18 protein-coding genes are annotated in these 23594 nt (G+C 37.8%); 2 read left to right on the top strand and 16 right to left on the bottom strand.

The window, feature by feature from the left end; translation table 11 throughout:
• Window positions 1-28: 28 nt before the first annotated feature.
• Window positions 29-1132: a Gfo/Idh/MocA family protein gene (locus INP51_RS12290; protein ID WP_193735135.1), complete on the bottom strand. Its 1104-nt coding sequence runs from the start codon at window positions 1130-1132 to the stop codon at window positions 29-31.
• Window positions 1129-1986 carry a sugar phosphate isomerase/epimerase family protein gene (locus tag INP51_RS12295; RefSeq protein ID WP_193735136.1) on the bottom strand — a complete coding sequence of 286 codons (858 nt, stop codon included), beginning with the start codon at window positions 1984-1986 and terminating at the stop codon, window positions 1129-1131. Before INP51_RS12295 ends, INP51_RS12290 begins: the two co-directional genes overlap by 4 nt.
• 702 nt (window positions 1987-2688) lie before the next feature.
• On the opposite strand from INP51_RS12295, the gene INP51_RS12300 reads away from it, so the two are divergent.
• Window positions 2689-2961 (top strand): hypothetical protein, encoded by a 273-nt coding sequence (locus tag INP51_RS12300; RefSeq protein ID WP_193735137.1) that lies wholly within the window; start codon window positions 2689-2691, stop codon window positions 2959-2961.
• Between the two features lie 294 nt (window positions 2962-3255).
• Here the strand turns inward: INP51_RS12300 and INP51_RS12305 are convergent, their stop codons facing one another.
• From INP51_RS12305 to INP51_RS12370, 14 genes are all read right to left on the bottom strand, one after another.
• Complete coding sequence (locus INP51_RS12305) at window positions 3256-4656, bottom strand: alpha-glucosidase/alpha-galactosidase (RefSeq protein ID WP_193735138.1); 1401 nt, start codon at window positions 4654-4656, stop codon at window positions 3256-3258.
• A gap of 1 nt (window position 4657) precedes the next feature.
• On the bottom strand, window positions 4658-5692 hold the full coding sequence (locus INP51_RS12310) for an alpha/beta hydrolase family protein (protein ID WP_193735139.1): 1035 nt from the start codon (window positions 5690-5692) through the stop codon (window positions 4658-4660).
• The gene (locus INP51_RS12315) at window positions 5689-8295 is read right to left on the bottom strand and encodes a hypothetical protein (RefSeq protein WP_193735140.1); all 2607 of its coding nucleotides are present in this window, start codon (window positions 8293-8295) and stop codon (window positions 5689-5691) included. Before INP51_RS12315 ends, INP51_RS12310 begins: the two co-directional genes overlap by 4 nt.
• Before the next feature lie 60 nt (window positions 8296-8355).
• A complete protein-coding gene (locus tag INP51_RS12320) occupies window positions 8356-9243 on the bottom strand; it encodes a carbohydrate ABC transporter permease (protein WP_193735141.1) in 888 nt (295 codons plus the stop codon).
• A gap of 10 nt (window positions 9244-9253) precedes the next feature.
• Window positions 9254-10147 (bottom strand): ABC transporter permease, encoded by an 894-nt coding sequence (locus INP51_RS12325; protein ID WP_193735142.1) that lies wholly within the window; start codon window positions 10145-10147, stop codon window positions 9254-9256.
• 62 nt (window positions 10148-10209) lie between these two features.
• Window positions 10210-11880 (bottom strand): type 2 periplasmic-binding domain-containing protein, encoded by a 1671-nt coding sequence (locus tag INP51_RS12330; RefSeq protein WP_193735143.1) that lies wholly within the window; start codon window positions 11878-11880, stop codon window positions 10210-10212.
• 317 nt (window positions 11881-12197) lie between these two features.
• Window positions 12198-13532 carry a response regulator transcription factor gene (locus INP51_RS12335; RefSeq protein WP_193735144.1) on the bottom strand — a complete coding sequence of 445 codons (1335 nt, stop codon included), beginning with the start codon at window positions 13530-13532 and terminating at the stop codon, window positions 12198-12200.
• Entirely contained in the window at window positions 13507-15102 is a 1596-nt protein-coding gene (locus tag INP51_RS12340; RefSeq protein ID WP_193735145.1) for a sensor histidine kinase, read from the bottom strand. The genes INP51_RS12335 and INP51_RS12340 overlap by 26 nt, the downstream gene beginning before the upstream one ends.
• A gap of 360 nt (window positions 15103-15462) precedes the next feature.
• Window positions 15463-16836, bottom strand: coding sequence for a cupin domain-containing protein (locus INP51_RS12345; RefSeq protein ID WP_193735146.1), 1374 nt, complete (start codon window positions 16834-16836; stop codon window positions 15463-15465).
• Between the two features lie 45 nt (window positions 16837-16881).
• A complete protein-coding gene (locus tag INP51_RS12350) occupies window positions 16882-17721 on the bottom strand; it encodes a carbohydrate ABC transporter permease (RefSeq protein WP_193735147.1) in 840 nt (279 codons plus the stop codon).
• A gap of 11 nt (window positions 17722-17732) precedes the next feature.
• Entirely contained in the window at window positions 17733-18614 is an 882-nt protein-coding gene (locus INP51_RS12355; RefSeq protein ID WP_331463452.1) for a carbohydrate ABC transporter permease, read from the bottom strand.
• A 59-nt stretch (window positions 18615-18673) separates the two neighbouring features.
• Complete coding sequence (locus INP51_RS12360) at window positions 18674-19936, bottom strand: ABC transporter substrate-binding protein (RefSeq protein WP_193735148.1); 1263 nt, start codon at window positions 19934-19936, stop codon at window positions 18674-18676.
• A gap of 103 nt (window positions 19937-20039) precedes the next feature.
• Window positions 20040-21176 (bottom strand): Gfo/Idh/MocA family protein, encoded by a 1137-nt coding sequence (locus INP51_RS12365; protein ID WP_193735149.1) that lies wholly within the window; start codon window positions 21174-21176, stop codon window positions 20040-20042.
• Window positions 21177-21189: 13 nt separating this feature from the next.
• Window positions 21190-22128 carry a sugar phosphate isomerase/epimerase family protein gene (locus tag INP51_RS12370; RefSeq protein WP_193735150.1) on the bottom strand — a complete coding sequence of 313 codons (939 nt, stop codon included), beginning with the start codon at window positions 22126-22128 and terminating at the stop codon, window positions 21190-21192.
• Window positions 22129-22316: 188 nt separating this feature from the next.
• Between INP51_RS12370 and INP51_RS12375 the strand changes: the two genes are divergently transcribed.
• Entirely contained in the window at window positions 22317-23348 is a 1032-nt protein-coding gene (locus INP51_RS12375; RefSeq protein WP_193735151.1) for a LacI family DNA-binding transcriptional regulator, read from the top strand.
• Window positions 23349-23594: the final 246 nt, after the last annotated feature.

Genomic DNA, 23594 nt, shown 5'->3' on the forward strand with positions numbered 1-23594 from the left:
CGAAGTATCTCTGAGATCTTTCAATGGATCACAAATATATTGAACTTCTCTTTTTAAACGTGGCGTATTTCACGATCACTTCATGTCCTGTTTCGGCCGATTGATAGATGGCATCCAGGATTTTCATGATCTCTATCCCGTCCTGTGCTGTGGCTTTACAGGGGATGTCTTTCGTCATACAATCCACAAAATGATCAATTTCCTTCTGAAATGCCTCATCGAAATTGAATGCGGTATCTGCGTCCGGTGTCATATCCATCATATAATCGTTGATCTCGCTGTAGACCTCAAGGTCGGGATCTAGCTTTGCACCGCCCCTGGTACCGAACAACTCAATTTTTGCTTCGTCTTTTTTCGTATGCAGGCTATAGCTGGTTTCCACAGACAAAACAGCTCCATTATCAAACCGGATCATGGCAGAGGCCAGATCTTCCACATTGAAAACATCGTAATCCATCGCACTTTCAGATCTGTATATTTTCTTTCCCTTAATGTTTCGGCGGTCGCCGAGTTTATTAAATGTCACACCATATACGGAAATTGGTCTGGGATTCCCCATTAGGTATTTCGCGAGATCAATTACATGAACGCCCAGATCAATCAGGGGACCGCCTCCAGACAGTTCTTTCTCCCCGAACCATCCGCCGGGACTTCCATATTTTCGAAGGTAAGTTGCCTTTGCGTAATATAACTCCCCTAAATATCCGGATTTGATCAGGTCTTGTAAGATATCACAGTCATTCCCATGTCGGCGGACAAAACCAATCATCAACAGTTTATCATTTTTCTCTGCTGCTTCCTTCATGGCTTTCGCCTCTTTCGCAGACATGGCAGTGGGCTTTTCACAAAGTACATGTTTGCCGGCATTTAATGCGGCAATTGCGCAAGGTGCATGCTGTTCATTCCAAGTGCAGATGCTGACCGCATCAATTTCCGGAAGTTTCAGCATTTCACCTGCATCAGTAAAAATATGTTTCACACCATATCTTTCCGATTTTTCGCAGGCACGTGATTCTGAAAGATCGCAAAAGGCGTATAATTCTACCCCGGGATTGTTTTTATAAGCCTTCATATGTGATTCCGAGATACTGCCGGTTCCAATAATTCCAATCTTTAATTTCTTGTCTGTCATCTTCTGCTCCTCCCCTGGATCTTCTCTTCTAAAAATACAACTGCATGCCGGATATCTTCCGTCGGATTATCGCCGATTTCACGCTCGATCGTCAGGAAGCCTTGATATCCAATATCCTCCAGTGCTGCGAGATAAGAATCGAAATCCACATCACCTTCTCCAAGCGGAAGCTCGACAAACGACGGATCTGTCTTGACTTTTTCTTCCACGACTCCATAAACGATCTCCGGATCTTTTTTGAATAGCTGTCTGCCATCCTTGGCATGGGTATGTACAATATAATCCTTCAGAATGTAAACACCCTTGACTGGATCATCGCCGGTTACCATAATCAGATTTGCAGGGTCATAATTGACCGCAACACCTGTTGAGTGAAGTGCGTCAAGAAACCCTTTGAGTCTTACGGCAGGTTCCGGCCCGGTTTCAATCGCGAAATGTGCATGCATCTGGTCTGCATAACGGCTCATCTCAAAGCATGCTTCCTGCATGATTTTATAACGTTCGTTACTGCTGTCATCTGGAACAACGCCGATATGTGTGGTCACTACATCTGTCTCCAGGTCTTTGGCCAAATCCAGGATTCTTTTGGACTTCTCAATCAGAACATGATTTTTTTCTTTGTTTCCAAAGCCCTGTCCCAGGTCTCCACACAGTGCAGAAAACGACAGACCGCTAGATTTTACCATATCTAACAGTTCTTTTCTCTTTTCTGAATTCATATTCCTGGGAGCATATTCGCCAGATGTCGCATACATTTGCAGTCCTTTTGCTCCTACCTCTACTGCTTTTTTAATTGCTTCGCCAGTTTCTAATCTGAAAGAATCCAGCATAACACCGATAGGAAATTGATACATAATAATGACTCCTCTCTACTACAATATATTTTGGTCTTTTTATGAAAATACAACTACCACCTTCATTCGGCTGCTATAATCTCATACTCTCCAGCTGAAAGTATTACCTTAGAATGTTCCATAGGGTCTCTAGATTCTGTTCCGTTAATTGTTACTTTGTCTATAATCATCAGTAATAACAAATTTCGCCTACCACAAGCTAGATTATATTGTTCCCGTATGCACTACGGTATTTCTTCCTGTTAATGCGGCCCCCGCGAACTGCCGAATCTGCAGAACTACACATATTTGTTGATACCCTATTTGAAAGTATATCTGCAAAACAAATTAAAGGCAATACCCAAAAGGGCATCACCCGCCAACTCAATCAATATTTATATAAACATTATACAGAGTAATTATCCTTACAGGATATAGCCGAAGAATTGTTCATTAAGTCCCAAATATCCATTCATGCCCATTCCAAGGAGCATAAGATCTATGTGCCCATTTCCGAAAATAAACTGATCTATTCAATCTCTTGATTTTCCTGCATTTCCTTGAGCATTTCGCATGTCTTAACAACAGTCATACCTGCCGGAAAACAAAGTAATGCATCAGGCTTCTTATCAAGTGTTTCTTTTACAATGGATGGTACTATCTGTCCAAAAATAATTGAATTCCCAAATATTAAGCATCTTAACTATAAAGGAGGAAATTATTATGGGAATCAAAAAACAGAAGGAACATAAAACCAGTTATTGCATATGGCTCGTCTTGACGATTTCATTTGCAGCATTCATACTCGTTAAAACTCCAATAGGGCATTTAATGAAGTTATTATTAAAAATAATGTTCAATCTACTAGCCAAAGGCCTCTTAAAATTAATATGGAAATTTTTCTTACAAATTTTGAAATGGATCATCGAAAAATCAGTACATGAAATGCTGGAGCATTGCATATTCAGAAATTTTAAAAAGGATTCAAATACATAAGTACTTATATATTTGACCAAACCAATAGCAGTATCAAAACATTGGAATTGTCCAAGTTGCTGTAACTCTTTCTAAAAAGGAGCATCCACTTCAAAAGTGCATGCTCCCAAAAAAAATATTATTCCAGATATTATTCTTCCTAATATACAATACTCAAATATACATAGCAATCTGATCACTCAATCTGTCTACCTGCGCTTCTTATCAACAAGTACAGCAACAATCACCACCCCCATGATTATCTGCTGCATATATGACGATACATTAACCCATCAGCATCTAAGAATATAACCATCATTTCCATCCATCCGGAAGATATTTGATTGTTCCCTGAATCATATCATCCACAAGCTTGGACACTTCTTCTCTTTTGCACTGTTTCCCCTTTACCAGCGGATCATTCATATATGCGTCGACAACCAGATTCCTATCACAGGTGAGGGCTGCCTTTATTGTTGTTTCATGATTCTCAAGATGTGGCATAATCAGCCTTCTCACATCTTCTGGCAATGCCCCCGCAGCAACCGGTCGGATTGCCTCTCTCTCGAAAACCGCATTGGTCTCAACAATCGCATCTGCCGGCAGATTTTCAATCTGTTTTGCTGTATTTGGAATATTCACATTACTCACCGTCCGTTCAAGACCACAAAGGGACTTGATCAAAAGAATTCCCTCTTCCCCAGTCGGCTTCAACTCTACTTCTTCCTCGCCACTTACCAGTTTATGACTCTTCGCCAGACGTTTCTTCAGATCTTCTTTTCTCCAGTCGACAGTCGTGAGCCCAAACTTCCAGCTTTTCACCGTCTCAGGATCTTTCAGATACTCATCTCCCGGCATAAACTCTGCCAAGTGTCGGTCTCCAGCCGCTGCAATAAGTCCATAACGCCTGAACAGATCGAATTTCACCCGGTGAGCACAGGAAAATGTACTGTTTGCCCAGTTTTTATCCGGTTCATTGTAGCCTTCTTCGAAATGCTCATCAATATAGTTCCTATAAATCGGAAAGAGATCATAGCCCTTATAAGACGCATAATCGAACCATGTAAAATGGTTAATTCCAAGCACATTGATGTGAATATCTCTCCGATCAATTCCTTCGATTCCAAGGGTCTCCTCTGCGATTCCTTTCAGCACCTTCTGCGTTCCAAATACTTCATGGCAGCATCCGAATGCCTTGATTTTCGGATATACGTGATACAAGGTCTTCACACATAGACTCATGGGATTCGTATAGTTGATCACCCAGGCATCCGGCGCATAGTCCCTGATCGCCCCTGCAAACTCTACAAACATGGGAATCGTACGGAGTGCACGCATGATTCCTCCCGGACCTGCCGTATCACCTACAGACTGATATACTCCCAGACGCTCCGGCATATGTACATCCACTGCCATCTCATCAAAAGTGCCGGGAAGAATAGATATCACAACAAAATCCACTCCGGTAAGCGCTTTCTGCAGATCTGTATATGTCTCATATTCCCATTTCCCGACTGCCTGATCTCTTTCGGAAATATGATTGCCAATTGTCTCATTGGCTTTGGCTGCTTTCTCATCAATATCATAAAGCCGGATGGTGCCGCTCATATACGGATCCAGCGCAAGGTCCGTCATAAAAGTCCAGGCCCATCCTCTTGAACCCCCGCCAATATACGCGATTTGTACATCTGATACTTTTCCATTCTTGTAATTCAAATTATAACCTCCCGTCTTTTAAAAAATCATCAAAAAAGTCTATCAGGCCCTGGCCCCTCCATTCATGCGCTCCTGAGTGAACGACATGCTTTAATCGATCTTCCTGGTCTGATAATTTATATGCTCTTCTCGTTATCTGAACCTGGGAATAAACATTTTTCATACCGTGTTTTCCATTCAAAGGATCCTTTTCCCCTGATTCAATCCATAATGGTCTTGGGCATATAAGAGCTCCAATATCACCCATATCTACCGCTCCCCATAAACCGGGAACATAGTTGCAGGAACAATTTTGTGGAAGTTCCAACAGGGATTCTTTCATTCCATAAAAATAGCCACTCGTTGCGGCAGCCTGTACTCTTTCATCTAAGGCCGCCAGCCATATCGTTAACTGACCGCCACCGGACATACCCGCACACCCGATCCGATTGTGATCAACATATGATAAGCTATCGATAAAGTCAAGCAGTCTCATCAGGTCCCAAATCATAAGGCCAAGATAACATTGCCCAAACCCCAAAGCCATCTGCTGAATTTCCCTGTGAGAATTTAATAATTGTCTATTCTCCGAATCCTCCTGCTGCGGAAATTCCCTGCGTTCTCCATCCCCTCTGCCATCAGGGCAAAAGACACAATATCCTTTTCTTGCGAAGGAGACTGCAAAACCAGGTGGATCTTCTGTGACCATCCCTTCCTTGCCATTCGTACCATGCCCATGTGGAATAATAAGTGCCGGACTATCCGGAATATTCTGTACGTCAATCGGTTTAAGGATATAAAACGGCATATATATCTCTGGTTCTGTCTGTATCATCCAGGATTCCTTCCAGTATCCCTCTCGTTTTTCCTTCCACCTCATCTTTGCATTCAGGCTGGATTTCCCACATCCTTCAAGTCCAATTAAACGAATCAGTTTCTTCCGTGTCTCCCTCTGCCATTTTGAAAATATCTCCGTGCTATCATCTCGCAGTGCATAGGCTCTACTTATTTTATCATATTTTTTTGACATACTTTCAAGACTTGAAAAATAATTCATATATATCTCCTCAATTGAACAGGGCCAAGTAATCCCGAAGGCTCCAACGGCATCGTCATCGAAAACTCATCTGCTATTTGATGTGCTAATGTATTGACAACCCTGACCTTGATACGATTTTCTCCTGCTATCAGATGATCTGACACAACAAACTGATAAGATGGTGCGATTCTTACTCCCACAGATTTCCCGTTGATCCATATCTCTACACTCTCATAAACATTACCAAGATCCAGAATCCATTTCCCCGGATGTTCAACATTCACTGTTTTTTCATACTCCATAACACCTGAAAATTTTTCAAATCCCTTTTTCCTTGTAATATCAGACAAAACTTCCAATTCAACAGTTTCTTTATATCTGCTTCCATCTGAAAGCAACGTGCTAAGCCTGAATCCATCTGAAATATCCATGGTTTCCGCAATGTGTTCTCTTTTCAGTTGAATTGTCTGAGCACCACACAATTCCTGATCATCTATAACATCTACACATGCAATGGCTGCCTCGCCTGGTTCTAACATTAATCGAAACCAGTTGTCACAAGCCTCAGGAGCTGTCAACATATTATTAAAAGCATCATATAAGTAGATGTTACCGATCGAACCCGAAAACTGCACTTTGGTATTTATAGTCTCAGCCACAGATTCGTTAAAAAATAAGTAATAATCCCCTTCTTTCTGCCTGTAATGGTAATATCTCAGATGAGGTAATGGACTTTCAACGAAAATATCGAAAAATCTATGTTTTCTCATATATGAAATGAGATCTTTTATTGACATTAATGATGTACTTTCCTGAAAGGTGGCGTTTAATAACGTTTTCCCGGATGAGAGTGCTTTTGGAAAACGATTCATAAATATAATTGGTAATCCTTTTATTTTCGCCTGCTCACACCATGTTAAAAATTCATCCGGCAGATACTCACTCTCAGGAATGATCAAACAATCACATTCCTCCATGGCAAGATGAAGTTTTTTATCGTGGATTTCGCAATCATATAACCTATCCATCGGTACTATTTCATAATCGATCTGAGCCTGCATGAGCATCTTCCCCACTGTCTCGAATGGCTGAATCTTTCCATATTGTCCAGAAGCCCATTGGGCTTGTGCATGGTAAAGTACCGCCGCTACCGGAACATGAACGCCTCCATTGATCAAGTGACAGACTCGATTCATATAGCGGATCAAGTATTTAAAATACTGAAACTGAGGATTATTTCCCCTTGCATAGAAGTGAGGAGGGCAATCTGGATCCGGAAATTCACCCATACTAAACGCATGAGGAATAAAATAATTAATCCCCCGAACCATCATATGATCCGCAAGCCATTTCATCAGCTTTAAACCTTCTCCCCATCCGTACGCACCAAAGATTTCACAAATCGTTCTGCCGTGTTTTTTGGGGTCCTGGTGGCCTTCTGAAGCGCCGAGCTTTCCCAACCCATAATGAAAGAAGGTGCCATCATAAAACTCCTGTCCCCCAATCCTATAAAATGACATATCGTCAAACCCGGGACGGATCTGCTGAAGGACAACATCAATTCCCGCCATATCCTGACCTGATAAAGCCCTGAAAAAATGTCCCGTTCCCAATCCGAGTTTCGTATGACAGCCTTGATCCTCAATCACATGTCCGATATATTCGACACCATGTAGATGACACCACCTTCCTATCTGATCGGAAAAGTTTTTTTGATATAAACGTGTCAGGATATTCATATAATCCACTCTGGCTTCCGGGCTGATTTCATCTATCTCATGCCACAACGCCAGACATCTGACTGCATAGTTCTCACCCCATTTTTTTAGAAGTAAATCATCTAGTTCCTGACACCAGGGCAGGGGCATGTCCGAGCGTCCGATTCCCGCATCTAGACCGTACCTTTCAAAATCACCATTTCCCATCTGCGGTTCATCTGAAAAAAATCCCGCAAACGTATTCCCAAAAAACCGTTTATAATGCTGATAATGTGGTTCATATATCGTATCTATAAAAAGCCTGATTGCTTTTTTGTCCACCATGTTTATATAATCAGGTCTCCCTGCACAGTGGCTAGATACTTTAATTATACTGATGCTAAAGTGTCCCGGAGGGATATCAACATAGATCCTATCCTCAGAAATATAATTACTAAGATCCATCGCCTGAGACAAATCCCCGCGTTGTTTGTCTACTCTCTTTGCGAGTACTGCTCCCCAAATTCGCTCATCCTTCTCCAGGTGAACAAAGAACGATGCCCCTTCAAGTGGGCCTTCCACATCTATATTGTAATGTGTAAGAAACCATTTCTCTGCGCCTTTATGCAGCTTAACTTCTCCATTCATGTATCCTGTTGGAAAGTGCGAATCATCCAACAGCCAGACTCTCATATCTCTTGTTTCCGCTTCTTTTAGAATCAAATCCATATCTCTCCACCACTGCTCGCCCAAAAAATCCGGGTGAGGTCTTGCCTCTACACAGAATGATTTGATTCCCGAATGATACATAGCATCAATATAGTTAATAATGTCCTCTTCTTTATTACCCGTCTGCCAGAAAAATGGAATTATATAACCCTCATTAATATTCCCCGCCAATACCTGCTTTAGTCTGTTTCCCATATCTGCTCTCCTCTGATACTATTGGTAATAATCATACACTTACCGCTTTTTTGGACGCGCCTAACCCTTAACAGCTCCCACAGTCAATCCCTTGGTAAAATACTTCTGAAGAAATGGATATATTACGAGGATTGGAAGCAATGTTAAAAAAAGTTGTGCTGCCTGAAGTGTCTTGGCATTCGACAGCGCTTGTTCAATCGCATCCGCGGCATTCGTTAATGTCGTTTTTGTAATCAATGCCTGCAAATATGTCTGCAGCGGATAATTCGCGGAATTGTTCATATATATTTTCCCGTCGAACCAGGAATTCCAATGTGTCAAAAAACTAAAAAGTGTGATTGTTGCTATCATCGGCTTCGAGAGTGGTAAGATTATTCTTAAAAACCTTTGAAAATAAGATGCTCCATCCATCATTGCCGCTTCCTCAATGGTATACGGCAGCTGTTTCATAAAATTCATCGCAAGTATTACATTGTAGATAGGAACAGACATCGGTAGGATAAGTGCCATCATTGTATCAAACAATCCCATCTTTTTTACCAATAAATAGTTCGGCACAAGACCACCATCAAATATCATTGCAAAAATAAGAATCCAAACATAATATTTTCTCGCTTTGAATTGTTCTTCCGTTTTCGAAAGAGGATAAGCCATCAGCAAAGTAAGGATCGTATTGACCAAGACTCCAATTATTACCCGTTCAATCGATATGCCAAAGGAACGCCAGAATGCGGCTCTTTTAGCGACTACTTTATAGGAAGCAAAGGTAAATCCAACCGGCCAGAACAAGACTTTATTTGCTGAAACCGCCGCTTGATTACTTAACGATATGGCCAGAATATGAACAATCGGAAATAAACACATCACCATGAGTAACGATAAGAAAAGAGTATTTATGATCCGGAATACACTGACCCTGTGATTCTGATATTTAACATTATTTTTCATCTTATCCTCCTCAAAAGATTGTATAATCCGAATACTTATTGGCCAGTTTATAACTTAGAACAATAAGGATAAAACTCACAACAGATTTTAGCAGTCCCACTGCTGTCCCCAGACTATAATTGGCTTCTACAAGTGAGATCCTGTAAACAAAAGTATCAATAATGTCAGCACTGTCATAAACCAAAGGATTATAAAGGTTAAATACCTGTTCAAACCCTGCATTTAACACATTCCCGAGATTTAGTATCATCATCAGCATTGCAATTGGCGCGATACCCGGCAGCGTGATGTTTATGATTTGTTGTAGCCTGTTAGCACCGTCAATTTTTGCTGATTCATATAATGATTCATCCACACCGGTAATCGCTGCCAGATAAACAACCGTGCCATATCCAAAATTCTTCCATACGTCGGAGCCCACCAGTAATCCATTAAAAGGACCACCTTTTCCCAAAAAGAAAACAGGCTTTCCGCCAAGGACGGATAAAAAATTATTAATGATACCCGATTGCGAAAAAATATCCAATATGATACCCGAGAGAATAACCCAGGATATGAAATACGGAAGATAAATAATTGTCTGTACTGTTCTCTTAAAAAACCTGTTCCTTACCTCGTTTAATAAGATAGCTACAATAATTGGGATTGGGAAATTAAATAATATCTTTAGTACTGCAATCCGCAGTGTATTCCATAAAATCCGTGCAGTATCCGGTAACGCAAACATATATTTAAAATTATCCAACCCAGTCCATTTTGATCCCATTATACCCTTACTGGGTAAAAAATCTTTAAATGCGATTGTAATTCCTGAAAGCGGTAAATACTTAAATATGATAATCAAGATAATTCCCGGTAAAATCATCATATGCAGCTGCCAATTTTTGCTTTTTTTTGATTGCATTTTCATACCTCTTTTGGTTTTTACCGGAGAGAAAAAGTTAATTATCTCTCCGGTACCCACTATTATTTATTTTTCGTCTCTTCTATTTCTTTGCAAATCTGACTGGCGCCGATGTCATTGTATGTTTTTACAAATTTATCAAAATAATCAATATCTTCGCCCATGATAATTGATACAAAGTCTTTTAGTTTCTGTGTCTTTAATATTGACGCGGTTTTTGTTGCTGTCTCGGTTGGTGCACCCGTGTAATCACTGTATTTCACATGATCAAAATCAATCTTAAGATATGCATCAAGATAAACCTTTTTCCATGCCCACTGCATTTCGGGAGGAAGATCTGTATTCAATACATTTTGATAATCTTCATCCTTTCCTTCGACATGCTTTTCCCCAGCATCAAGGGCCTCTGTGAATTTCTCGCCCCAATTTATATTTGTAGCCATTTGAAAAGGCATCAAATTATTCGGTCCTGATGTCCTGATCTCATCTTTTGCCGCCAATTCATTATATTTATCTCCAAAGGTTGAATAGCTTTTTTCTGCATACTCCGATGCATATCGGTCTGCAAGATGGTTCAGCATTACTACAACTGCCTCCGGATGCTCGATCCCTTTTTTGGCATACATATAACCATATACATTCGGCTTAACACCTGGAAGATAATCTTCGCCCTCCTTTTCTGCCGGCATCTTCACCGCAGCCCAGTCTGCTCCTTCTATATTAGCCACACAGTCCTTCATCTCGCCCAGAGGATTAAAAAACAGTCCTACATAAATTCCTATCTTTCCAGCTGCCACTCCTTCTAAGGCCTTCTGTGGCTCCTTAACTGCGAATTCCTTATCGATGCCGCCTGCCTTATATAATTTCTGCAAGTTTTCTAACGGTTTTTTTGCTTTCTCGTCTGTACAACCGGCTTTGAATTCTCCATCCTTCCCTTCTATCCAGAAATCATCATTTGTATATGCGCCATAGGAGGCCATAATATAATCAAGACCGGTTAAATCTTTGTCCATATACAATCCATATGTATCATCCTTACCATTTCCGTCCGGATCTTCTTGGGTAAACTTCATTGCCATATCGAAAACATCATCCATTGTTTTCGGCTCACTCAGATTCAGGGCATCCATCCAGTCTTTTCTTATATAAAGAATCGGATAAGTATCTCCAAGGGAGTTGACAACGGGAATTGCCATACATTTTCCGTCATAGGTCGTGGGTTCAAATAGTATTTTATCACTCTGTTCTGATATGTTTTTTAAAACATTAGTAGCCCAGGAGTCATAAATATTCGTCATATCTTCTACCATGTCATTTTTCACAAGCGATGCAAGCATTGTATTATCAACAATTCCAAAATCAGGAATATCGTTACTTGATATGGCTAACTGCATTTTCTCTGTCATGGAAGCAGGTGGAGTCAATATTTTATTTTTCACCTTTATACCCATAACATCTTCCCACATTTTATACATGTCGTTATTCTCAGCATCCTGCCCATCTGGATAATCTGTAACCACCTCTTCTTTATTAAAAGATAGTGTTATTGCAGGATCATACTTTTTTGTTTTTTCTTCTTCTGTTAAATCTTTTACCTCCTTCGCCTCTGCAGATACTCCTGAGCTTCCATTATCTGTCTCTTGCGTCGAAGGACTCTCCTTCTTCATAAAACAACCCGAAAGTGATACTGCAGACACAAGAACTAGTGACAAAATACCTTTCCATCTTTTCATACTTTACTTCCTCCTCTTCTTTTTACTTCCTTTTGTTATTTATATGATACCAGGGTCAAAAGGTCCTGCGTTTCATGCTTGCATGAAAAAGCATGACTTTGGGACCCGAACCTCATTTATATAATATCACCAGTTTTATCTCCTAAACATGATACTTTTTTTACTTTTTTATATTATTTTTACTTTGTTATTTTATATAAGTTGTTTTATCTTGAATTTCGAACAAACAAATGCATAATTCTTTATTGTCTCACATAATTTCCCCCATATTGCAAAACAGAGTGGCACAAAATCATCGGCCACTCTGCATTCAATATTTATTTTTTATTGGGGTTTAGGTTTTCTTTACGATATATTGTCGGGCTCCTTCCCATGTATTCTGAAAAAATCCTTGTAAAGTACCCTGAATTATTAAATCCCACTTTTTTAGATATCTCACTGACTCTCATATTCGTATGGACTAAAAGCTCTTCTGCTTTATTCATTCTTACATCCAGTATATATTCAGTAAGTGACTTCTTCGCCTCTTTATGAAATATCCGTGACAAGTATGACGGATTAATTTTAAATCTGCTCGATAGTTCCGTCAAAGACAAATCTTTCTCCGGATACTGCTTAATATATTTCTTTATTTTTATTATGAAAAAATCTTTCTCATCACCAGAATCTACATCAGAATAAAGGGGTAACTTATCATCGCTGCTCCCACTGATATAGAAGAACTCCCCTTTTGAATTCAGCTGCTCCATTCTCTCTATCTGCTTTTTTGCAAATGCAGGTAAAGCACCCCATGTTACTTCTGACGCAACAGAAACAGAGACTACATGATCTGTGTTCTCAATATAATAACTTTGCATCTCTTGCACCGTTTTTAACAAGCCTGCATCTTTGCCCGTATAATCATTCATAATTCTTTGAGCGATAAACAGGGAAAAGCGACGATTAACAAGAAAACCCTCTAACATGAAATCCCCATATAAAGCGGTCTGTAAAATACTCATAAACTGATGATGAACCGATCTTATATTCCACTGACCAGTTATATGTTCTCTATTCTGAGATTCGTCATACTCATAGTCTACAAGTATTAAACTATTCTCCTTCTCAAGGCTTAATGGTATTTTACACTCCATGAACTTGTTCTGTAACAGATCCGGGGAACAACCGTTGTTCTTAATACAGGTATGAAACCATTTTTCGAGCAGTAATTGTTGCTCCTTTTTTAGCTGGTCATTACTGCTGTCCCTATTCTTTGTAAAGAATCTCTGGTACCAGCAATCGTCTAAATTCTTAATCTCCCTGCGGAGAACATCTAATAGCTCCTCATCCGATACCGGCTTTAGCAGATACTCCACTCCCCCCAACTGTATCGCCTTTTTTGCATAAGAAAAATATTGATATCCCGTCAGAAAAATAACCACTGTGTCCTTCCAGATTTTTCTTGTTTCCTCTATGAACTGCAAACCATCCATCTCCGGCATGCTTATATCTGTCAAAATAATATCATATGGATTGTTTCGAAATAACCGTAGTGCTTCTTTTGATGAAGAGACAATCCTGACTTCATTGAATGGCAAGTCTGCCTGCTCGATTACCTCTTTAATTCCTTCTAAAATATACTGTTCATCATCTACTATCATTATTTGATACATGTCCACATATCTCCTTACTTATTTTATAAGAAACTATGTACTTTCCATCTTCTAATTTCAAAAGAAGCCCCTTCGAATCAAAGCCTAATAATCTTTGATGTATATTCCATAAACCAATACTTGAACTGGGCTGCTCTTTCGATTCAAGGGACGCCCGAAGTTCTTCCAGATTTTCTTCATCCAGCAAACCGCAGTCATCTGAAACATTAATGTTAATAAATTCTTTATCATTTCTCACCTTAAGAACAATAGTACAGTTTTTACTTACCTTTTCAACCCCATGACTAATAGCGTTTTCAATCAATGGCTGTATCATCAGATGCGGCACTCTCAAATCTTCTAACTTATCATCGACATCAATATGATACTTTAATCGCTCTCCAAATCTCATCTGGTTTAATTTTAAATAGCTCCCGGCAAAGTCGATTTCCTGGCAAAGGGCAATGTCTTCATTCTTTAAATAAGTCAGCACCTTAAAGTATTCTCCCAGATTCATACATAAATCTGCTGTTTTTTCCATTTCACCTGCTTTTGCAAGCCGGTATCCCAAATACAGACTATTAAAAAGAAAGTGTGGATTAATTTGAGACTGAAGCTGATGCATCTTATACTCTTGTATTTGCAGCTGTTTTTCGTAAACCGTGCGAATTAATTCTTGTATTTTAGAAGCCATATGATTGTATTGGTTAAATACATAGCGAAACTCTGTTGTCTCATTTAAAGGCAATATATAGTCATAGTTCTCCTGCTCCACCTGCTGCATTCCATATACTAATTGTTTCATTGGTTTATGAATCTGAACACTAATCACAACAGCCATAACAATCACAACCAGCAAGGCAATCATATTGATGATAAACCATAGATTTCTAATAAAAGTTATGTCACTGTAAAGGATCGTTTTGTCTGTAAAGATCACAATCTCAAACTGGTTTTCCGTTGTCTGCATTCTTTCAATCAGATATTTTTCACTGCCAATAGTCACTTCTCCGGAAAACCTATCTTTGTCCATCTTCTGATATATTTTCCTTCCCATACTACTAACCGTGGATTTTCCCAGCAGCTTTTTCTCCTGAGAGTCTATCAAAAAGAATTCGAAATTTTTTTGATTTATCAGGGATTTTAAGGTATCGCTTATATATTTCACAGACACTGTGATGCCCATTATGACTTCATTAGCACCTTGAAAAATATAATTCAACTTATCCCCCTTTGAAAAAAATGATTTTCCGGTATTTACATATTGTTCAAACATCTGTTTTGTATTGGCATCGACCGGAATGATACTTTTGTTTGCATCCAGAAGTTCCTTTGTATTCGGAAGATAAAGATAAATATCATCAATATACATACTGACCTGCTGGTAGTTTTTTAATTTATTATAAGCATTCAAGTAGTTCAGATAATCATCATATTCAAAATCCACACTTCTATTCTTTACCAGTTTGACCACATCATTATCACCGCACATGACATATAATAACTGGATAATTCGCTCTAAATCCTTATTGATCATCGAAGAATAGTACGTTATTTTATCTTCTCTGCTTTCAAGCGTACGTTTGGTCAAATGTATACTGGCTGTGTGTAAACTTCCCATTACAACAGCTGAGAACATAAGCCATAGCGCCAAAAAATATATGAATATCTTGTATGCAATACGATTGCGAAACTTCCAAGAATAAGACTTCCCTTCTTTACGCTGTTCCCCCATAATAGTTTTGGTATATCCTCCATAAAATTTATCTATATTTGTCTAAATCCAAGAACAAGTATCACAAATATTCCCAGACAGAACCTTTTGTTCTCGGTATCATATCATACTATATTTTTTATTTTTTTTCAATAAAGTAATCATATATTAAGGCGTATAAAAAAGTCCATCAATAGACGGACTTTTTCAATAATTTAAAATTAATTACAATATTTTCTATTTTTCTTTCTTCTCAGGAAATAAATCAGGTCGTAAATGTGTCATATCCGTTGGATTCTTTTCAACTCTTAGAACCGGATTTGGACAGTACACATTATAAGTCTCCCTGGAGTTCATTTTAATAAATGTTCCTGGATCATTCAAAGCTTCCTCTTCTTCTTTCGTAGGCCTTGGAGGACGTGTGTATACATATGCAATATGTGGATACAAACTATCTCCAGGTGTTTTTCCAAATACGCTTTGTTTTGAATGGAAATACAAAGCTGTATAACCACCTGCATCAACATGAGCCAATCCTCTTGGCAAGATAACTAAATCTCCAGCCTTAAATTCATATCGTTCCTCTTCACAGGTCTCATCTCCCACACCTATTGTTACACTTCCCGATCCAGACAAAATGAATTTGTACTCTTCAATATCGGGATGTGCATGCGAATCAAAAGGCCGCTCTTTGTCCGATTCTGCAAGTTTTTCTGCTAAATTACATATTGCTATGTCATCTGTCCATGTCAGAGGATAGCTTGACTGACGAAGACCTGCATTTGCGTTATATACTGCGGGTGCATCAGCCCGTTTCAAAACTCTTGCTCCAAGTACACATGCGTTCTTTTCAGACTCTTCAATGTTTTCTATTACTCGAGTCTGTTCATCGACTGGTGTGACTTCTTCATATATATGGTTTACATCATAGCTTTGTACTACCTGATTTAAATCTTCTCTATTTTTTTGAAGATCCAAATAACTACTTTTTATTCCTGATGTCTTCCCAAAGCTGAGTTCTTTACTCATAGTCTGATTGTAACAAACATATGTCCCAGGATCCTTTAAATTTTTTTCTTCTTCCTCTGTAGGTCTTGCAGGTTTATCCATATAAACCACTGGATGTGGATAGCGAACTGTTCCTGCAGCTTTTCCATACACTCCTGTTCTTGAATGAAAACATATAGCTTTCCATCCACCTTCCATTCTGTACGGAACCTCTCTTGGAATGATTACCAATTCCTGCTCTTGGAATTCGAATATTTCTGTTTCAAATTCGGTTCCCCCATCTCCGAAACAAACCTTTCCTTTTCCCTCCAAAATATAATAATATACATTTACATCAGGATGAAATCTTGTGGCCCATGGCCGATCTGTGTCCGTATTCTCATCTTTCTCAATATACGAAAACATACCAATATCATTGACCTCGGAGAGAGGATAAAACCATTCTCTACATGCAATTTCATTGACATATACAGGTATTGCATCTCCCCCGCGAATAATTCTTGCTCCTGGTACTAGTGAATTTTTTGCACTTTCAAGCCTATCTTTTCTAGCATTTTCCTCATCTTCTTTAGTTCTCTGAAGTTTCATATTTAACTTGTACATTTTTACCTCCTGGTCTAATTATTATCATCATTATCTTTTTATCTTCTATGCCTTAACACCCCCTGCCATAATTCCATCCATGATTTTTTCCTCAAAGATCATAACAAATATGATAATTGGAAGAAGTATGATACAACCCATGGCACTTAATAAATCCCATGGGACATCATAAGCATTCGCACGAGGCAACGTTGAAATTCCGATAGTTAAAACTTTAATTTTCTGTGAGAAAAACAATGGAATAAAAAACTCATTCAAACAATTTATAAAATTGATAATGCATACAGTAGCTATCGCCGGTTTTAACAGGGGAATAATAACAGCATACATTTTTTGAAAAAAATTTGCACCATCAATTTCTGCCGCCTCCTCAATCTCTATCGGTATACCTCCTAGATAATTGCGCAGAATTAAAATTGAAAATGGTATCAGCGAACTAGTGTATAGTAAGATTAGTCCTGGATACGTATCTACCAAATTCAAGGACCTAAAAAAATCATAAAGTGGTCTCGCCGTAACAATCCCAGGAATTAAAGCCGAAAATACAATCAATCCATAGGCTAATGATAATCCCTTAGTCGCATGACGGTCAAATGCATATGCTGCTAATATACAAATAATTGCCGAAAGAACTAAAGTAACCCCTGTAATAATCAAAGTGTTAACTATCTGAGGAATTATGCCAACCTGCTCTATTAATGTTTTATAACTATTTAATGAAAGCTTCCTGGGTATCCAGTTTATAGGTGTAGTAAAAAGATCGGAAGTCGGTTTTACTGATGAAATAAAAATCCAGTAAATGGGTATCAGAATTATAAGGGCTACAAGTATTGTAATAAACCATTGAAATACTTTGAATAATTTTCTCTTAGATTTAGCATTCATTTTATATCCTCCTAATCTGATACCTTTTTCATTGCCAATGTATTCACGCCACTTAAAATCAGCATAATTATAAACAATACAACAGCTATCGCAGAAGCATACCCCAGATTCAAATTATTAAAAGCTTCAATTAATATTCTATACGATAAAACAGATGTACTATCATGTGGTCCGCCCGAGGTCATTGCATATACAAGTTCAAAATTCGTGACCCTCCACATCGTAAAAAAGATAGATATTGACATTACCGTTTTTGCTATGTTTGGAACAGTGATACTAAAGAAAGTTCGAAATACCCCTGCTCCGTCTATTTTTGCAGCTTCATAAACATCCGCAGATATATACTGGAGAGATGCCAAAACTAAAATAGCAAAAAACGGAATGTCTTTCCACAAATCCACAATAATTACTGCAATCCTGGCTGTATCTGCATTAACCAGCCAGTCAAAATGGAATCCGTTAATCACCCTTGCAATCAGATCATTAACAAATCCATACGTACCATTAAACCCCCATCTGGCAGCTCGTCCTGCAACGATCATAGGCATAGCCCATGGTATTAAAACTATTGTCCTCAGGAATTTCTTACCCTTAAACTTCATATTCAGCATCATTGCAAGAGCGACCCCTAGAAGAAGATGGAATATCATAGAAATTACTGTGAACATAATGGTAAACTCCATAGATGTTCCAATCTTATCATCCGAAAATAGTTTTAAATAATTTTGAAGACCTATGAATTCCCCTTGTCCTCCTTTAATAACATCCATATTCCGAAAACTATTCACAAAAGTCATTATTACGGGATACAATGTGGTAAGACATCGAATCATAATTGCAGGTAAAATCATCATCCATGGAATCCACATCCTGTGTTTTTTTCTTTGCTTCAAGTCACTTTTCCTCCTTGTCTTACAATACAAGAATTCTATATTTTATCTATTTTCACAAGTTACTTTACATCTTCCGGAAAATACGTTTTCATACATTCTTGCATCTTCGAAACATAATCATCAAATGTGATTTCCTCGCCAATGTATTTTTGAAACAGTGATCCAACCTCATTAATATATTCATTAGAATTGTTAGGAAGAGGACGGGCAATTAATTCGGTATCCTTTAAATAGCTTTTTAATTCATCTATTCCAGGTACTTTAAACTCTGGATCATCTACAACATCCGTTCTAGCAGGTAACCGTGAAAATGTCTCAGCGTAAACTTTCTGCCCCTCTAAACTTGCAGCCCATTTCAAAAATATCTTTGCTGCTTTTTTATTTTTAGAAGCGGAATTTAATACATATTGCCAACCATTTGCATATGTTGTTTCTTTTCCAAAATTAAGCATAGGTGCAATATGAATGTCGTCTCCTCCATATCTCCCGGCTTTTTCATATGTCGGCATAAAGCTTGAATAATTTAACATTGATGCTGAGGATCCATCCATAATACGTTGATTTAATTCTGTATACTGATCTGCAATTTGTGAAATGGGTGTGTATTTTTTATCAACCATTTCTTTCATAAATTTAACAGCTTCTTGTGTATTCTTATTAGACCAGTCGAACATATCTCCACCAAATAAATTGACAAATTCCCCGATATCATTCCAAACATAAGTCTGTTCCCAGCCCCCACCATATCCATAAACACCATCTTTGGAAACTGATTGAAGGAAATTAACAAAATCTTCTTTTGTTTTAACTGCATCCATCCCAGCCTCCTTGACATATTTGGAGTTTATCCAAAAACAAAATATCTCCATAAACATAGGAATACCTTTACCATTACTCATCTTTATAAAAGATTCTGGGAATTCTGCTTTTACATCATCGGTTAATACATCATCTAATGGCTCAAGATAATCTGTATTTACTACAGATTGCACCATTTCCTGATCTACTGAAATAATATCAATACTGTCATCCCCAGATGATAAAATTGTCATGAATTTTGCAGTTCTATCTGATGTATTCGTAGGCATGGGTACTACCTCAATGTCCAGATTTGTTGCTTTCTCAGCAGCATCTATATAATCCTGAAAATTATCTTGTGTTGCTGCATCATCTAAGAACATCGTTATCTTTCCTGTATTCTTACCACCTTCGTCGGTTGCACTACTTTCATTCGTTTTGTCCGAGGACTGTTTACCACATCCTGCCATTATACCTGCAACCATGCTCATACAGAGAACCATACTTATCACTTTTTTTCTCATATTGTACCTCCAATTAATATTATGAAATTATAAAACATCTGAATTTGTATTGCTTTTTTATTACTTATTTTTTGTATTGTTCATAATACACCTCCATAAATTTTTACCGTACAGATATCCACTTTTCTTGTTCTTGACTTTTTACACATGCTTCAACGATTTTGGTAAGATAATACCCATCCTCAAAACTTGCAAAACGAAACTTTTCACTTGGATTTTTTATCTCTTTATAAAATTCCTCCATTCCTTTCGTTAGTGCGTCTTTCCATCCAATTGGATGACCATTTGGCAACGAAGCAAATGATTTTGCATAATCAGTAAGATACTGTTTAGCCGCATATAGAATTTCATTTCCTTCGTCTCTATGTCCCACCCATAATCTATCTGGAATTTCCTGATTCCATTCGAGGGCCTCCTTTGTTCCACCAATTAATACCTTAAAATCATTCTTTTTACCAGAGCAGATTTGACTTATATTTATGCTTCCCTTAACGCCGCTTTCCAATTCTATCAAAATGCATGCACTATCTTCATTTTCAACTTTGACTTCCTCATATGGTACACTTTTATCTTTTGACATAAATGTTTCATTCGTATTATATCTTTTTCTTTTCTCATATTGTTTATGAAATGTTGCAAGCACAGATACAATTTTCTCACTCGTGATATACTGAATAATATCAAAGCAGTGGGAGCCGATATCGGCAACGGCCCGTGACACTCCTCCTATATTTTTCATTATCCTCCAGTCAAAATCTGTGTCATAGAGAAGCCAATCCTGTAGATACTCTACCTGAATATGCGTAATCGTCCCAAGAGATCCGTTTGAAACTCTTTCTCTCATTTCCTGTATCATAGCATTATTTCTATAATTAAGGTTTACCCCCCCGATTAACCGCTTCTCTTGTGCCAACTTGCAAAGTTTTAATGCATCATCGGATTTCATAGTCAACGGTTTCTCACTATATACATGACAACCATTTTCTAAAGCAATCCTATTTACATCCCAGTGCAGCGCATTTGGAGTACAATCATGAATAGCACATAATTTTTCCTCCTCAATCATTATTTGATAATCTTGATAAAATTTTTTTATTCCATTTTGAAAACACCATTCTTCACTCTCAGGATTTTTATCTGCTACCGCTGCAACAATGATACCTGGAATTCTAGACAATGCCTCAACATGTTGTTTTCCTATAAATCCTAAACCTACAACACCTACTCGTATTTCTTGCATTCCTTGCACCTCATCAATCTTGTTCTTTTACATTGGGAAATGAAGTAAACTGTCGCAAATATAAACGACTGATACGTAAAGATTCTTCTATTTCTTCTGTACTGTTTTCAAAAGACTTATCCTCTATTTCTATACATGCAGGCCCTCTATACTGAATTTCCCGTAAAGCAGAAATATATTCTCCCCAATTCACATCCCCATGTCCAGGTATCCTTGGAGTCATATAACTTAGCGGGTTAGCTAATACACCAACATCTTTAAGTTTTTCTCTTTCAAGTTTTATATCTTTATAATGCACGTGAAATATTTTATCTTTAAATTCATGAATCGGTTTGATATAATCAATTCCCTGCCAAATAAAATGAGAGGGGTCGTAATTTAAGCCAAAATAATCACTGTCAATAATAGAAAACAGTTTTCTCCATATTGGAGGTGTACTCGCAAGGTTTTGTCCCCCTGGCCATTCATCATCAGTAAACAGCATTGGACAATTCTCAATTGCTATTCTAACCTTTTTTCTTTCTGCGTATGCAATAATAGGAGGCCATACTTTTTTAAACTCCCCAATATTATAATCTACATTCTCTTTAGGTAAACGTCCAATGAAAGTTGTCACCATTCCAATATCTAATTGTTCAGCAGCATCTATGACCTTTTTAAGGTGCCTAATATAGTGATCCCTCTTCTCGATGTCTGGATCCATCATATTGGGATAATATGCAAGTGCTGAAATCTCAATACCTTTATCACAACAATAATCTAATATGTGTTTTTGTGTTTTTATATCTAGCTTAGTTGCATCAATATGTGTAACTCCAGCATATCGACGCACCTTTTTTTCTTCAGGCCAACAGGCCATTTCAACACAATCAAAACCCTGCTCACTGGCAAAGTCAATTACCTCTTCAAAAGATCTTTTATCAAAAACTGCGCTTACAAATCCTTGTTTCATCAAACCATCTCCATATGTATATTTTACGTAATATTTATTTCTTTATGTAATTTATAAAATTCATTATAGTACGTCTTGACAATCATTACAATACCCTTTATAATTTTTAGTAATAAATGAAAATAAAGGCTTCTATTTTACAGCACTTTTTACAAATACATGTAATTTTTTACATTTGGAGGTGTAATATGTCATTTTCAAAAAAAGTAACTATTGCTCAATTGGCTTCAGAAGCAAATGTCTCTGTTGCAACTGTATCTAGGATAATAAACAAGAATGGTTATGTAAAACCAGAAACGCGTGAAAAAGTGATTAAGGCAATGGAAAAGTTGGATTATCAGCCCTATGTCAAAAAGTTCGAGGATAATTCTTTAAGATCTAAATCGTTGCTAATTTGTTTTCCCGATTTTCGCAACCCTTTTTATGGAGAGATTATAGAAGGTATTCAAGCTACCGCCTTTAGCAGAGGATATTTGCCTTTTGATTTTCAAGCCAGCAATCCAAGAAACGCACTCAAAGAATATGAGTTTATCATGAAAGAAAACAATTTCTGCGGGCTTTTACTGGCCCATAATGTTTCTAATACAGAATTACTAAGTCAACTGAGGTTACGTTATCCTATTGTAATGTGTTCTGAGCATTGTAACCAGCCAAATATATCCTTTGTCTCTATTGATAATACATATGCTGTTCAGACAGCCATTAATTATTTATTATCAATTGGAAGAACCAAAATATCATTTATAAATAGTCTTTTGACAAATAATTATTCAAGGCTTAGAGAAAAAGGATTCCATGATGCAATGACACATGCTGGTCTATCAATCCCCGCCGATTGGATCACACATATTAGCGATATTAATTTTGAAATGGCTGTTTCAGCAGTCACAAGAATTCTATCAGGCGAAAATCATCCAGATGCATTTTTTTGTGTTTCAGATGTATATGCTGCAGCAGCTATCAAAGCAATTCAAAATGTTGGATTACGTGTTCCTCAAGATATTTCTGTAGTGGGATTTGACAACATCGACCTATCCAGGATGACGGTCCCCTCTATCACAACAATTAAACAGCCAAGTTTTGACATTGGACAGCAGGCATGCAACTTATTAATTAATTTAATTGAGAATCCTTCTGCTCCTGCTGAACATATTTTATTAAATACTGAGTTAATTGTTCGTGACTCAACTTCTGCACGAATAAATTCAAAAAACAACTGAGCCTCTATTCACTTGAAAACTTAAGTCCTATAGAGTATGGAGAAAAGTTGAAAAAATTGGAAATCATATTAAATAACAAATTAATAGATTCTTGTCTAAAAATAGCGGTCTCTCTAATATAACATTCTGGTGATCAGTCTCGACAAGATACAGAGCGGGAAGCTTCTACAAATATCAGAATCATTTTGCAATTATTCTTCAAAACGAGAATATGAAATTGACAAATGGGCAGGATTTAAGTTATAA

Origin of the sequence: Blautia liquoris (assembly GCF_015159595.1) — a bacterium.
In the GTDB taxonomy this organism is placed as follows: domain Bacteria; phylum Bacillota; class Clostridia; order Lachnospirales; family Lachnospiraceae; genus Novisyntrophococcus; species Novisyntrophococcus liquoris.

Excerpts from the sequence above, each read along its gene's own strand:
- INP51_RS12290 (WP_193735135.1), bottom strand. The coding sequence starts at position 1,132 with ATGACAGACAAGAAATTAAAGATTGGAATTATTGGAACCGGCAGTATC.
- INP51_RS12295 (WP_193735136.1), bottom strand. The coding sequence starts at position 1,986 with ATGTATCAATTTCCTATCGGTGTTATGCTGGATTCTTTCAGATTAGAA.
- INP51_RS12300 (WP_193735137.1), top strand. The coding sequence starts at position 2,689 with ATGGGAATCAAAAAACAGAAGGAACATAAAACCAGTTATTGCATATGG.
- INP51_RS12310 (WP_193735139.1), bottom strand. The coding sequence starts at position 5,692 with ATGAATTATTTTTCAAGTCTTGAAAGTATGTCAAAAAAATATGATAAA.
- INP51_RS12315 (WP_193735140.1), bottom strand. The coding sequence starts at position 8,295 with ATGGGAAACAGACTAAAGCAGGTATTGGCGGGGAATATTAATGAGGGT.
- INP51_RS12320 (WP_193735141.1), bottom strand. The coding sequence starts at position 9,243 with ATGAAAAATAATGTTAAATATCAGAATCACAGGGTCAGTGTATTCCGG.
- INP51_RS12325 (WP_193735142.1), bottom strand. The coding sequence starts at position 10,147 with ATGCAATCAAAAAAAAGCAAAAATTGGCAGCTGCATATGATGATTTTA.
- INP51_RS12330 (WP_193735143.1), bottom strand. The coding sequence starts at position 11,880 with ATGAAAAGATGGAAAGGTATTTTGTCACTAGTTCTTGTGTCTGCAGTA.
- INP51_RS12335 (WP_193735144.1), bottom strand. The coding sequence starts at position 13,532 with ATGTATCAAATAATGATAGTAGATGATGAACAGTATATTTTAGAAGGA.
- INP51_RS12345 (WP_193735146.1), bottom strand. The coding sequence starts at position 16,836 with ATGTACAAGTTAAATATGAAACTTCAGAGAACTAAAGAAGATGAGGAA.
- INP51_RS12350 (WP_193735147.1), bottom strand. The coding sequence starts at position 17,721 with ATGAATGCTAAATCTAAGAGAAAATTATTCAAAGTATTTCAATGGTTT.
- INP51_RS12360 (WP_193735148.1), bottom strand. The coding sequence starts at position 19,936 with ATGAGAAAAAAAGTGATAAGTATGGTTCTCTGTATGAGCATGGTTGCA.
- INP51_RS12365 (WP_193735149.1), bottom strand. The coding sequence starts at position 21,176 with ATGCAAGAAATACGAGTAGGTGTTGTAGGTTTAGGATTTATAGGAAAA.
- INP51_RS12370 (WP_193735150.1), bottom strand. The coding sequence starts at position 22,128 with ATGAAACAAGGATTTGTAAGCGCAGTTTTTGATAAAAGATCTTTTGAA.
- INP51_RS12375 (WP_193735151.1), top strand. The coding sequence starts at position 22,317 with ATGTCATTTTCAAAAAAAGTAACTATTGCTCAATTGGCTTCAGAAGCA.